Origin of the sequence: Prochlorococcus marinus str. MIT 9313 (assembly GCF_000011485.1) — a bacterium.
GTDB lineage: Bacteria > Cyanobacteriota > Cyanobacteriia > PCC-6307 > Cyanobiaceae > Prochlorococcus > Prochlorococcus marinus_D.
The window spans coordinates 1,336,891-1,350,092 of sequence record NC_005071.1 but is presented as its reverse complement, the minus strand read 5'-3'; the positions used below and the strand labels follow the sequence as shown (position 1 = coordinate 1,350,092).

Sequence of the window (13,202 nt, the reverse complement as noted above, 5' to 3'; positions counted from 1 at the left end):
CCAAGAATTTTAAATGGCTGGTCAGACCCTTGTGTTTTGGTTCGCTGCTATGTCTTTAACCAGTGCGGTAAAGGCCTGTTTTGCAGAAAGTATTTGAACCTTGCGGCTGGATCTTTGAATCAGTTCCACCTGCCCCTTGGCGGCATCTCTGCCAACCACGACTCGCCAAGGGATACCGATCAGGTCAGCATCTTTGAATTTCACGCCGGCGCGTTCAGTCCTGTCATCAAGTAGTGCTTCGATATCAGCTGCTTGTAGTTCGCTGTAAAGCTGTTCGGCCAGCTTTTGCTGAACCTCATCCTGGATGTTGGCTACCACGATGATGACCTCAAATGGGGCTATAGCCAGAGGCCATTTCATGCCAGCTTCGTCATGGTGTTGTTCCACAGCAGCCTGGGCAAGTCTGGAAATCCCGATGCCGTAACACCCCATCCAGAAAGGCTCCTGAGTGCCCTGGTCATTGGTGAAACAGGCCTCTAGGGCTTCTGAGTACTTGCGACCTAATTGGAAAATGTGTCCTACCTCAATGCCTCTTCTCTCCTCCAGAATCTGGCTGGAGTCATGGATACAGCGATCGCCAGCCTGCGATTTGCGTAGATCGACGCTTTTGGGCACTCCCCCGAGTTTTGACCAGGTCATGCCAGTTCGATGCTGATTGTTTTGATTGGCACCGCAGACAAAACAGTTCAGCTCAGTAGCTGTCGGGTCAGCTAGGCGTAGGAAATGTTTTGTCCAGCTTGTGGCTCCGCTTAACAGGGCATCGTCTAGGTCAGGCCCTATCGCCCCAAAGGGCCAGGCTTCAAGCTTTTGCGCAGTGATTTGATCGGCGCTGATGGGGGCCACATCGAGCACCCCCTTGTTTAGTTCCCTGCTTAGGGCGTTGATCAGCTTTACCTCATTGAGTTGCTGGTCTCCTCGGATGCTTACAAGGACTGGTTGAAGTTCACCATCTTCGAAGCGGGCCAGCATGACCAGCACCTTCACCACTTGAGACGGAACAAGGCCCTGGGCGGTACACAGTGTCTCGATCGTTCCCTGTTCGGGTGTATCAAGCAAGGCAACTTTTGAAGCAGGCAGGGGGATGGCTTTTGGTGGATGAGAGACGGCCTTTTCTTGGTTGGCGGCGTAGTGGCCATCACCACTGATCAGGATCAGGTCTTCGCCAGCATCCGCTGTGACCATAAATTCTTGAGACGAGGCTCCGCCGATGGCTCCGCTGTCGGCTTCCACGGCGACGGTTTCGAGTCCGCAACGGGAGAAGATTCGTTGATAGGCCTCATCCATGGCTCTGTAGGTCATGGCGAGGTCTGCTTCGCAGGAATGGAAGGAATAGGCGTCCTTCATGATGAATTCGCGGCCGCGCATCAGGCCAAAACGTGGGCGGATCTCATCGCGGAATTTGCTTTGGATCTGATAGAGCGTTACAGGAAGCTGTCGATATGAGCGCAGCAGGTCTCCGGCAAGACTTGTGATCACCTCTTCATGGGTGGGGCCGAGTCCGAGTTCTCGTCCTTGGCGGTCTTCAAGGTGGAACATCAGGCCTTCGCCGGCCGTATACCCCTGCCATCGGCCACTACGCCGCCAGAGCTCTGCAGGCTGCAATTGAGGTAACAAGGTCTCCAGAGCACCAGTGGCATCCATTTCCTCCTGAACAATCGATGTGATTTTGCGCAGGACCCGCCACATCAGTGGTAGGTAGGCATAAATGCCTGAAGTCACACGACGGATATATCCCCCTCTGAGCAGCAATTGATGGGAGGCGATTTCCGCGTCAGCTGGTATGTCGCGCAACGTCACCAGCATCAGGCGGGAGACGCGCATGAATCGGACCTCAGTGGATGGGGGAAGCTACCATCCGCGGTCCAAATAAGCCGATCACGAAACTGTCTCAAAGCGCCTAATCGACCTGTACGAGATGAGTCTCACCTGCTAATGTCGCGCAAAATCTAGAAGCGGTTAGTCGATCTCATGTCTGATGGCTCGGTCAATTCTGATTCTCCTCTGCCTAGCCCTTCTTCATATTTAAGCAAAGATATTAATGCTGTGATGGCTCAATCTGATGCGCTTGTTGGGATCGATGACGTTCAGAAGTCTTTGAATCGTTCAAGGGCTTCGGTGTATCGCTACACAAATACAGATCCACGCAACCTCAATCCTTCGTTTAATCCTCGCAAGCTCAATCCTGAGTATCGAAGCGATCAGAAAGATCCCCTTCTTTTTCATCCAAATGAAGTCGCCCGTTTCGCAAAGGATGTTTTAAGGATCAAAGAAGTCACTGTTGAGGTTCTTAATTCCCCCTCAACAGCAACGCAACAGGTTCTTGGATCAATCCTTGAGGAGCTGCGTGCGATTAGGTCACAGCTTGATGGGTTGAATGATGCACCGTCAGATTTGGCCGCCCATCGAGAGCGGCAGGATCGTCCTGCTGCATAACGTCTCTTTCGGTGACAGAATATTTTGTAGCGGTTTCCGGCAATGGCTTGCCCAGACCCTGAAATCGCCCCGATGAAGGTGGCTGATGCTATCCCCTACACCGGGTCGTTCTAAACCACCCCTGCATGGATCCTGACCCAGCCTCAGTTTCAAGCCCCTCGTCTAAGGGTGAGGAGCCGTCCAGATCACATCATGATTCTGGTCTCATTGGACCAGATCCTGAAGATCCTTTCAGCTTGAGTGCGCCTTCGATTGCGTTGCTGGGTTTGACTATTGCCATCGCAACCGTTGGATTACCCCTCGCGGCAGTTTTGACAGATCGGTCTGCGGGGAGGGAAAGCATGGTTCCCACAGCCTTGGAGAAAGATGGATCTAAGCTCTCTACTCCCATCTCCTTCACCCGGGTTGGTCAACCTGTTGGTGGAGATTCCGGCGGGAAGCCGGAACAAGTACGAATATTTTGATGAGGCTGGTGTGATGGCCCTCGATAGGGTTCTTCATTCCTCGGTTCGCTACCCGTTTGATTACGGCTTCATCCCCAACACCCTTGCTGAAGATGGTGCACCTCTTGATGCAATGGTGATCATGGAGGAACCCACATTTGCTGGCTGTCTGATTAGGGCACGACCAATCGGGGTGCTTGATATGCATGATTCCGGGGCTTATGACGGCAAGTTGTTGTGTGTTCCCGTTGCTGATCCCCGTCAACGGTCGATCAGCAGCATTCGGCAGATTTCAGCCAGTCAACTGGAGGATGTGGCTGAATTCTTCCGCACTTACAAAAATCTTGAGGGGCGAGTTGTTGATATCGGTGGCTGGAGAGATTCAGAAGCTGTTGAGCCTCTGTTGGAGACCTGCGCCAAAGCTGCGCAGGTTAAGCTGAAAAAGTAACTATGAACCCTAATCACTTGATTGAACGAGTTCATTCTTTGCTGGCCAGTTAAATCATGCTCAACTCAATAAGGATTTATAGCTATTCGCGCTGCGCTACTTGTCGGAAGGCCTTGACTTGGCTGCAGGAGCATCAAATTGTGCATGATCTTTTCGACATCGTTGAGACACCTCCTAGTCGAGAGATGCTTAGTGGCGCCAGTAAGCAGTTAGCAAGCCGCAAACTTCTCTTCAACACAAGTGGTGTAAGTTATCGTGCACTTGGCGCGGATGCAGTCAAGGCCATGAGCGATGACGAGGCGCTCGATGCACTTGCCTCCGATGGCAAGTTGATTAAACGTCCTTTCTTGATCACTGAAAATGGCAGTGTATTGGTGGGCTTCAAGCCGGATGTCTGGGCTGAGGCGTTGCTGCCTTGAAGAGTAAACCCTTAGAAATAGGAGTATATTTCGGCAAAAATAAATGTTGTTTTGATGTGATGAATTTTTTGTAGGGCTGCTAAAGGGAAAATGACAAAAGAGATCGCGAACGATGGGCGTGCGATTATTGCTATTCGCAATTTGTAAAAGCCAGTAATCAATAACCTGAAGGATGATTCGTATATTGTTTATTCCTGGGGGGATTGACTGCCATGGCTATAGCAGGTGTGTGACGGGCCATGAGTCATCCCTGTGCGCGAATATAATGGCCTTGTCTAAGTATTTATCTACTTTGCTGCAAGTTGATGGCAGCCTGTAAAGGATAGGGCTTGTTGTCTGTTCATGCTAGTGGAAGGAGATGGTTTGTGTTGGATATTTTCTAGATAAAGCAGCAAGTTTTTCCAAGAAGTTCAATTAAGTGGATCCGGGTCAGGCCCAAAAAGTCAAGAGATTAAAGTCGCTGAGGGCTCGCCATGAAATATTAAATGCGGAGGCAGCTTTAATCTTTGTAGCCGTTTATCTTGTCGCTATTTCGTTTTCTTTTGTTTACGTTTTTCAGGCTCTCGCTGTCTTTGGATTTCTTCTAATGGTAGCTTGCATGATATTTTATAGTGTTATTTTATTGCCAGATTCTTGCTTTTGGCTTGTCGTTTTCGCCTCGCTAAAGTTAAGACCATCGAGCTCGCTGATCAATTCATTAACCCCACCTTGTTCTCTGAGCTGGCGAAAGCTGGAGCGCTTGAACTCTTCAAGGAAGGCCACCATTAGTTCTTGACTACGTTCGAGAACGGGTCCCTGCTCGAGGGTGCGAGCGAGCTCTTCCCAGAAGCGATCAATCGTATCGACTCCTAGTTGCTCTAGCACCATATCCTTGCGGCCAAGTTGGTCGCCGGCATTGCGAGAGAGCTGCAGAAATGTATCGATCATTCCGGCTGCGAGTTGCCGGCTTAGTTCCGATTCGGCCTTTTCAATGACGGTAAGCCCTTTGAGTGGAGCGGGCACGATCACGCCATCCATACTTCGCTGCAAGGCGTGACTAAAGAGTGCCAAAAGTTGGGGGCGCATGCTTGGCCCTACCTCGCTGAGGATTAGCGGAAGCCAGAGCCGAAGCAATTCGGTTAGTTCACGTTCCTCGTTCTTGTCCACTGATTGATGACTACAAAGACTGCGGATTCGTTGCGGCAGATGTGGTGAGCGAATGATTTCTTGCATCGCATCCACGATGCGTAAGGTGAGAACTTCAAACAGCTCCAGGGCTAATAGGGCTACGACGCCCCTGCTGATGACAGCGCGCAAAGGTTCCAGCTGAATGAGCCCAGCGCTGGATAGGCGCTCGGTAACGGGCACTACCCGCAAGAGTCTCCAGAATGGCAGCAGTAGAGGCAGGTCGATCCAGCGTCGCAGCAGGGCCTCTCGCCAGCTAATGCCGGGGAAGCGACGCTTCAGGCGCATAGCCCTTAGCAGGATGTCGAGGAGAAAGAGAAGTTGGAAGGGAGTGTCGAGGCGCCAGGCATAGTCAACAGGCTGCCCGTTTTCGTTGATCGATCGCCAATAGTTGGTGGCGATCAGGGGAAGAATCTTCTCGGTCCAGAACAGTCTTTCTTGCTGCCAATCGAGGTTGTTGAGGTATTTGTTTCCCAAGAGATGGGCGGCTGCCTGCTTGGAGGAATCCATCCCAGCCCTTGCACGCAGTAGGCTTTTTAGTTTTTCAAGGGTGCCGACGTTGCCAGAGCTGACGAACGGATTCTCATCGATCAGTTGAGTTGTGAGCTCGACTTGATTAAGGCGTAGTTGTTGTGAAGCAGGGCTATTGATTCCTTGCCTTGCTGCGGTTTGATCGAGTTGGCTGAAATGTTTGATATAAATCTGGGTATCTCTATGCGGTTTGATGCCTTTAACAACGTCATAGAAAGGCGTCACGTTCGGCACCCATGGCAACGGCACCATCAACGATGTTGAGGGCAGGAGATAGAGATTGCGGTGTAACCAGAAATTGCGTAGCGGAATGTAGGTAACGTCGAAGAGGATCCAACTCAAGTTGATGGCAGCGATTAGCGCCAAAACCTGATCCCAGCGCTGCCAGAACTTACGCGAGGGGGAGGGTTTCAACCCTTGCCAGCGGGGACGCACCATGGGCTGAGGTTGCTTTGATCACGCTAAGGGGCCGGACAGGCTGGCCTTATCGTTAAGCATCGAATTCATAACAGGGCTGAGTTGTCTGACGCGCAGCAGCAGGACCATCCCACAAACGATAAGGCGTCTGCTCCCCGGGGAGCATCAACCTCTCAACCTCATCCATTTTGGGATTTCTGGGGACCAGTCTTCTTTACTTTGGGCCTGTATTTCGGCATTCGTCATTACGTCGCTGAGGCGAGATACATTCCCTCTGAATCGATGATCCCAGGGCTGCAAGTCCAGGATCGTTTGCTGGTTGAGAAAGTCAGCCTTCGCAGTCGACCTCCACGTCGTGGGGAGATCGTGGTGTTTAACACGCCCTATTCCTTTAATGCTGCGTTGAATTTGAAGAGTGGTCAGAGTTCCCTTCCTTGCTTTGTGGTGAACCTTCCTTTTATGAACTGGATAGGACTAACCAATCCCAGCTGTGATGCTTGGATTAAGCGTGTTGTCGCCGTGGGGGGAGACCAGGTTTCGATCAATCCCAGGGGAGAAGTGAGCGTGAATGGACAGAGGCTGAAGGAGCCCTATGTAACCCAATATTGCCCTGTGAATAACAGGGGAATGGGACCTTGCAATTCCCTTGTCGCGACAGTTCCCAGCGATCATGTTTTGGTGCTGGGAGATAACCGAAGCAATAGCACTGATGGACGAATTTGGGGATTTCTGCCTGAGAAAGAGATCCTCGGGCGTGCTTTATGGCGTTTTTGGCCTTTTGATCGTTTCGGGTCACTTATTCCCTGAGTCCACATGCCACGACACGGCCTTGCAGTTGGCAGCCCTGCCAGGGTTGATTAGCGGCTTTGGGGGCATCATCACTGTGCCGATCTTGGATCCAGAGCTGATCAGGGTCGAACATCAGCCAGCGCCGGCTGCCAACGGTCAAGCGTTCTTCGGGCAGGTTGAGCATTTTTGACGGTCCAAAACTCAGAGCATGCCAAAGCTGCTCTACAGACCAACCAGCTTTGACCACAAGCTCTTGCCAAAGCGCAGGCAGCACGAGTTGATGGCCTGCTAGGCCAGGCTCAAGCTGATTGGGAGGCAGTTGGGTATCTTCCTCATCCAGGGGTATGGCATGGACAGCCACGGCCGTGAGGGTGCCATTGGCGAGGGCCTTGATCAAGGCGGCTCGATCTCTAGGACTGCCAAGAGATGGGCTGACCCTCCATCCAAGCTCTGTGGGATCAAGTTTGCTTTGGTCAGTCACCAGATGCCACCAGCACACGCTGGCCATAGGCCGGGAGGGACAGGACCCCAAGATGGCGACTCCAGGGGCAGTGGCCAGGTTCATCAGTCTTAGGGAACGTTCAGGGTGCTGCCGATGAAGTTCGAGAAGTTGTCCCAGGGGGAGGGTTTCGCTGGCGAAGGGGTCAGGTGCCCAGCCCGCTCGTAGTGTTTCAACGCCTTCGCGCACCATCCCGCCACCTTGAATTTTTTCATCTCTGGGGGCGATTAACACAGGGGCTGACCCCATTTCGCCTAGCACCAGTCCTCGCTGTAGGAGAGCGATCGGCAGGATTAGATCGTCGTTTGCCAGCCCTACGGCACCGTGTTGCACTAAATCCGCGTGGGGGGATAGTTCGCTGCCGGCACCATCTCTGCTAAAGCTGCCCCACAAGTGAATGTCGACATCGCTATTTGGATTTAAAAATCCCTGCAATCTTTCGGGGCGATCACGCCAGGAGGAACTGCGGGGTAGCAGAGCTAGTTGGCCATAACCGGCAGCAGCAGCTGCATGTCTCAGGCTTGCAAGGGTTTCGCAATGACCACTGATTGGATCTTCAAGGATGGAATGGGGGTCTACAAGACAGGGGGCGAGTAGTTGTTGGCTGGCTGATTTGGGGGGCAGCCCGAGCTGTTGAGCCTGTATACGTGCCTTCGCTCCAAAGGCGATCAGATGGTTGTCTCTGATCAGCACAGCATCTTCAACGACAGGTTGATCCGACCCGTGCAGGATCCTTATGGGGTCTAGAAGTTGTGCCTCGGGCATCACGTTAGAGCGCCCCAGCAGCTGTGCGATCGAGCACACCACCAAGGTGAGAGGTGAGGTTGAGAGAGGTCACCACTGCAGGTTGGCCGGGATCTGTAGCGATGTCGACCACCGTGACACCTCCATTCCCTTGTTTGACTGCCCAGATATCAGCCGGGGTCATTCCGAGTAGATGGCAGAGAATCGTTTTGTTGACAGCGTCATGAGCCACCACGAGCGCTGTTGCTTCTGGAGCCAGGCTGTTGGCGATCTTGTTCCAGCAGGCCACTGAACGCTTCCATACATCCTGGATGGTTTCGCCTTCGGGCATCTGCACCGTCTGCGGAGCTTTTTTCCAGGCATCTAGCAGTTCAGGCCAGCCGGCTTCAATGTCTGATTCCAGCTTCCCTTCCCAAAGGCCATGGCCAATTTCCACCAGCCCCTGGGTGACTTCGAGTTGGACATCTGGATGGTGCTTGAGGATGGCTTCCGCCGTTTGTCTTGGTCGGGTCATCGAACTGCTGTAGGCCTGATCGATCAACACATCGCTTAGGAATGCACCGGCTGCGGCGGCTTGCGCGAAGCCATTTTTATTCAGCGGGATGTCGATTTGGCCTTGGAACCGGCCTTGTTGGTTCCAGTCGGTTTCACCATGGCGCACAAGGATCAGTCTCGGCCCCTTCCCTTTGCTGGGTAGTTGCTGATGCAAGTGAACGGTGCTGTTGAGGCATTCGACTTGTGCTTGATGGGATTGCTCTGAGAGGGGTATCAGGTTGAACACCGAGAGTGAGGCGTTATCGAGGCGCAGTCGTCGCAAGCCTTGGTCTGGCTCACCAAGGAGAACAAGGATTAAGCAGCGCAGGATGCAATTGTGCGAAACAACCAGAACTGTTTCGTCACCCTCCATTGGGTGACGTTGAATGAGTTTCCGTAGGAATTCACGAGCCTGTTCCATCAGCTCGCCAATGGGTTTATAGGGATTGCCGTCTTCTCGCTTGAGAACCAATTCCTGTGGTTGTTGCTTCCAGGTGCGATAGGCATCTGGGAACATGCTCTTTACCTCATCGCTGCAGAGACCACTCCATGGAGCCAGGTCGATTTCCAGTAACCCATCATCGAAGCAAGGTCTGAGATCACTGCCTTTGCTTGCTAGTAGGTTTGTTGTTGTGGATGCGGCACGCTTCAGAGGGGAGCTGTAAACAGCATTGATTTGGATTTCTTTTAGGGCTTGTCCAGTTTGACGGGCCTGTTCTTGGCCTTGCGAGGTGAGCGTGGAAAGATCACTGCGACCCTGAATCCGTCGCTCGCGGTTGAAGCTGCTCAGCCCATGACGGACGAGGAGAAGACGCAGGGGCACCGGCAAAGATGTTTTGACGCGGCCATCGTATGGGGCCCCCTGCCAGCGCAGTATGGGATGGTTGTCGGAGATGCCCTTGAGGGAGTGTTGAACAGCTGTCAGCGCGCTGTGCTGCGGCCAGCGAGAATCAGTTTCAATTGATGCCTGGTCGTTGAGCTTTGATCCCCTGTTCAGCCTGATCAGGCGATACACCCGTGAGCCGCTTTGGAAAGTCGGACTGGCTTTCGTATCACTGATGTTTGCGGTTTTGATTTGGTTTGTGGGGTTGCAAGACAGCTTCAGCAGGCCGTCAGTGACCCCAACCATCTCCATGCAGCAACAGGAGATGGCTTTGCTTGCTGATCAGGCCGTCCCTGCAGCCATTAGGCCTCTGCTTGTGGGTGAGGATCCAACATTGGCTTTGCAAGAAGCTCTCGGTGAGATCCCTCTCAGTCAGATGAATGACCGCCAGAGGCTGTTGCTCGCCGGACTCCAATCTTCAGAGGCAGAACGTCGTGAGCTCCTGGCTGCTTCAGTGCAGTCACCGTTACTGATCCCTCTAGAGCAGGCGCTACTGGCTAGTAAGCAAGAAGGGGGCTTGTCACTTGCTGATCGTGAGGCGCTTGGCTCATTAAGCGGGGACCCTTTGCTTCAGCAGGTTGGTTGCTTTGCTCTTGGCGGGGATCGCGATGACTGCGTGAATCCCCGTGTCGCATCGAGCATGGCTTTGCGGCTGGTCTTGAGCGTGGTGTTACCGGCGGCGGCTCTACTTGCCGGTACTGCGCTTTTGTTGCGTCATCTTTGGATGTTGTTGCGCAAGTCTGTTGCTCCCTGGCCACCGCTTCAGGCCTTACCACTTTCCTTAACGGACATGGTGCTCCTGATTGCCTGTGGATTTGTGGTCTTGGGTGAGGTGATTGCTCCCGCTTTCGTGGCTCCGCTGAGTGCCTTGATGACGAGGGGGATGGACAGCCCCTTGAGCAAAGCGTTGACAGTGGTGATTGGCTACGGCGCTTTGGCACTACCGCCATTGTTGATTCTGCGTCAGCAGCTGCGCAGTCTGCAGGCAACTGATCGGCCCGTTGATGGATGGTTGCAGTGGCGTCTGCAGCCTTGGGGTTCAGCGTTGCTGAAGGCAGGTCGAGGCTGGTTGATGGTGATGCCGTTGGTTCTCTTGACTGGATGGCTGATGGGATTGCTGTTGGGGGATCAAGGGGGAAGTAACCCCTTATTGGAACTGGTACTGCGCAGCAAGGATCCATTGGCCTTGATGTTGCTAGCCACCACCGCTGTGATTCTGGCGCCTCTCTTTGAGGAGTTGGTTTTTCGTGGTGCGCTTCTGCCTGTATTGGCGAAATCTTTTGGCCCGCTATGGGGTGTGGTAACTAGCGCGTTGGTGTTTGGTGTGGCTCACCTGAGTGTTGGTGAATTACCACCGCTGTTTGTGTTGGGCTTGGGACTCGGTCTATTAAGGCTTAGTTCAGGGCGTCTTTTGCCTTGCGTGCTGATGCATGCCCTCTGGAATGGGGTTACTTTCATCAATCTTTTGCTGCTTGGCGGATAACTGAACTCTTCAATCAGCCTTGATTGTTAGCGACTTAGCCTTGCGGAGGCCTATTGAGGGTGGTTCACTGATTTATTAGAGTGGCTTATTAGGTGGTTGCCGCACTTCAACAGCGTTCGGTAACGGCTAACCGTGCTGTTTCTCGGGCACGTTCTGTCCGCACACTTGAGCTGATCCAGGGATCCTTGTCTTCAAGGAAGGTGGCTCGCCAGTCGCCAGTCCTGGCAGGACTGCATCGGGCTGCTGATGGTGCATTGATCGGTGTTTTGGTTGCTGCGGCATTGATGTCCGCTCTCACGCTGCATTGGCAGCATCGTTGGACGATTGCTTTCAACAGGCTGGAGACCACTCGCTCATTGGCTCATCGTCTTACGGAGTCAACCGCGATGATTGAGCGTCACTTGTTGGTTGAAACCAGGTTGCCTCAGTCGATGGTTCCCACAAAGGTTGCCAACCTTCTTTACCTCGATCGCTCTGCGAATCCGTCTGGTGGTGTTGTTTCTGGAGAGTCGCAACTGCTTAGCCAATTGATGGGCCAACCCATTAATCACGGCTACTGATGCCTGCCTCAAAGGCTCGTCGCTCACGAAGCTCCAGGAGGCGTGCCCAGGACGTGATTGCGTTGGAATCAGTTCCTGCTCATCGGATGCGATGGGTGTTTTCCATCCTCTGCGTTGGGCTGATTGGACTTGTGGGCCGGATGGCTTGGCTGCAGGTTCTGCAAGCACCGGAACTTGAAGCCCGTGCAAGGGCTTTGCAGACCCAGCGAACCCAACCGATTGGGACACGGCGTTCAATTGTGGACCGCAATGGACGGCTGGTGGCTCTCGATGAGGAACGCTTTCGGCTTTGGGCTCATCCTCGTTATTTTAATTTCCCCGGGGATGATCCCGGTTTGATTCGTAAGCCACTGGATGTTGCTCGCAAGCTCTCCGGGGTGTTGGCGATTCCTGTTGCCGAATTGGTGCAGCGATTTGGCGACCGTCCTTCTGGTGTGAAGCTTGCTGAAGGATTGGATCAAGACATCGTCAATGAAATCCGCAACCTTGGTATCAGTGGTTTAGATCTTGAGGCTTATCCACAGCGGCTCTATCCGCAGGGCTCTCTGTTTGCCAACGTGGTGGGTTTTCTTAATTTGGATCGCGTCCCACAGGCGGGATTGGAGCAAAGTCGCCACGAGGATTTGTTGCGTCATGAACAGGTTCGCAGCATGCGCCGAGGAGCGGATGGCACCCCCCTTCCTGACGACCTGGCTCCGGGAGTGTTTTATGGCGATCATCTAAGCCTGCAGCTCACTTTGGATGCTCGTTTGCAGGAGCTGGCGGGGCAGGCACTTGTGGCCCAGGTCAAAGAGTGGAAGGCAAAGAAGGGAGTGGCCATCGTGATTGATGTCACCAATGGAGAGTTGCTGGCGCTGGCGTCCACACCCACATATGACCCAAACAAGTATTGGAAATATTCGCCCTCTCTCTTTCGCGAGTGGTCCGTTCAGGACCTTTATGAACCTGGTTCTACCTTCAAGCCGATCAACCTTGCCCTTGCTCTTCAGGAAGGTGTGATTGAGCCGGGGGGAATGGTGAATGACAACGGATCACTGAAGATCGGGGGATGGCCAATCTCCAACCATGATCGTAAGAGCCATGGGGTGATCGACTACGCCAAGGTGCTGCAGGTTTCTAGCAACGTCGGCATGGTGAAGATCATGCGTCAGCTCAAACCCTCGCTGTACTGGGATTGGTTGCGACGGCTAGGACTTGATGTCAAGCCCGATACCGATCTGCCGGGGGCTATTGCAGGTCAGTTAAAGACGAAGGAGCAATTCGTGGCTCAGCCAATTGAGCCGGCCACGGCGGCATTTGGACAGGGACTGTCGCTCACGCCACTGAAGCTGGCTCAGTTGCATGCCTTGATTGCCAATGGTGGCCGACTGGTGAGTCCCCATATCACCAGGGGATTGCGGGCGGGAGAAGCGTTGGCTCCACGCGCCGCCGCAACAACTGGACATCAACTACTGCGCCCAGATGTCACCAGGATTGTGCGGGACTGGATGGAATCGGTTGTAGAGACAGGGAGTGGGGAAGGGGCGAAAACACCTGGGTATCGCATTGGTGGCAAGACCGGCACTGCTCAGAAAGCACTGAATGGTGTTTATTTGCCAGGAGCAAAGATTTGCAGTTTTGTTGCCCATCTGCCGGTTGACAATCCTCGCTATGTGGTGGTCGTTGTGGTGGATGAACCCCAGGGAGGCAATGCTTATGGGTCCACGGTGGCGGTGCCTGTGGCGAAGCAGATCATTGATGCTTTGCTGGTGCTTGAAAAAATCCCACCTAGCACTGAGCAGACCGATTCTCAGCCGGCCAAAGGCTAAGTCTTGGCAAATCTTCGATGGTGAGTTCTGAACCTGGGCTGTCAGCA

Annotated in this window: 11 protein-coding genes; 7 read left to right on the top strand and 4 right to left on the bottom strand. The window is 53.4% G+C overall.

Features of this window, described 5'->3' with window-relative positions:
• Nucleotides 1-21: 21 nt before the first annotated feature.
• Nucleotides 22-1,821 (bottom strand): proline--tRNA ligase, encoded by a 1,800-nt coding sequence (locus AKG35_RS06720; RefSeq protein WP_011130628.1) that lies wholly within the window; start codon nucleotides 1,819-1,821, stop codon nucleotides 22-24.
• 147 nt (nucleotides 1,822-1,968) lie between these two features.
• On the opposite strand from AKG35_RS06720, the gene AKG35_RS06715 reads away from it, so the two are divergent.
• The 3 genes from AKG35_RS06715 (at nucleotide 1,969) to AKG35_RS06705 (ending at nucleotide 3,743) form a co-directional block, all read left to right on the top strand.
• Nucleotides 1,969-2,433 (top strand): hypothetical protein, encoded by a 465-nt coding sequence (locus tag AKG35_RS06715; RefSeq protein ID WP_011130627.1) that lies wholly within the window; start codon nucleotides 1,969-1,971, stop codon nucleotides 2,431-2,433.
• Nucleotides 2,434-2,799: 366 nt separating this feature from the next.
• Nucleotides 2,800-3,324 carry an inorganic diphosphatase gene (locus AKG35_RS06710; RefSeq protein WP_011130626.1) on the top strand — a complete coding sequence of 175 codons (525 nt, stop codon included), beginning with the start codon at nucleotides 2,800-2,802 and terminating at the stop codon, nucleotides 3,322-3,324.
• A 56-nt stretch (nucleotides 3,325-3,380) separates the two neighbouring features.
• Nucleotides 3,381-3,743 carry an arsenate reductase family protein gene (locus AKG35_RS06705; protein WP_011130625.1) on the top strand — a complete coding sequence of 121 codons (363 nt, stop codon included), beginning with the start codon at nucleotides 3,381-3,383 and terminating at the stop codon, nucleotides 3,741-3,743.
• 606 nt (nucleotides 3,744-4,349) lie between these two features.
• On the opposite strand, the gene AKG35_RS06700 is transcribed toward AKG35_RS06705, so the two are convergent.
• The gene (locus AKG35_RS06700; RefSeq protein WP_011130624.1) at nucleotides 4,350-5,876 is read right to left on the bottom strand and encodes a hypothetical protein; all 1,527 of its coding nucleotides are present in this window, start codon (nucleotides 5,874-5,876) and stop codon (nucleotides 4,350-4,352) included.
• Nucleotides 5,877-5,957: 81 nt separating this feature from the next.
• Between AKG35_RS06700 and lepB the strand changes: the two genes are divergently transcribed.
• A complete protein-coding gene (gene lepB, locus AKG35_RS06695) occupies nucleotides 5,958-6,662 on the top strand; it encodes a signal peptidase I (protein WP_011130623.1) in 705 nt (234 codons plus the stop codon).
• On the opposite strand, the gene AKG35_RS06690 is transcribed toward lepB, so the two are convergent.
• Together AKG35_RS06690 and AKG35_RS06685 are read right to left on the bottom strand one after the other, a co-directional pair.
• Nucleotides 6,652-7,908: a dihydroorotase gene (locus AKG35_RS06690; RefSeq protein ID WP_011130622.1), complete on the bottom strand. Its 1,257-nt coding sequence runs from the start codon at nucleotides 7,906-7,908 to the stop codon at nucleotides 6,652-6,654. The genes lepB and AKG35_RS06690 overlap by 11 nt on opposite strands.
• Nucleotides 7,909-7,912: 4 nt before the next feature.
• Entirely contained in the window at nucleotides 7,913-9,244 is a 1,332-nt protein-coding gene (locus AKG35_RS06685) for a histidine phosphatase family protein (protein ID WP_011130621.1), read from the bottom strand.
• A 151-nt stretch (nucleotides 9,245-9,395) separates the two neighbouring features.
• Between AKG35_RS06685 and AKG35_RS06680 the strand changes: the two genes are divergently transcribed.
• The 3 genes from AKG35_RS06680 to AKG35_RS06670 all read left to right on the top strand — a co-directional run bounded on the left by AKG35_RS06680 (nucleotide 9,396) and on the right by AKG35_RS06670 (nucleotide 13,155).
• Nucleotides 9,396-10,787: a CPBP family intramembrane glutamic endopeptidase gene (locus AKG35_RS06680; protein ID WP_011130620.1), complete on the top strand. Its 1,392-nt coding sequence runs from the start codon at nucleotides 9,396-9,398 to the stop codon at nucleotides 10,785-10,787.
• Nucleotides 10,788-10,879: 92 nt separating this feature from the next.
• Entirely contained in the window at nucleotides 10,880-11,347 is a 468-nt protein-coding gene (locus tag AKG35_RS06675; protein WP_011130619.1) for a hypothetical protein, read from the top strand.
• A complete protein-coding gene (locus AKG35_RS06670; protein WP_011130618.1) occupies nucleotides 11,347-13,155 on the top strand; it encodes a peptidoglycan D,D-transpeptidase FtsI family protein in 1,809 nt (602 codons plus the stop codon). Before AKG35_RS06675 ends, AKG35_RS06670 begins: the two co-directional genes overlap by 1 nt.
• The last annotated feature ends 47 nt before the right edge of the window (nucleotides 13,156-13,202 follow it).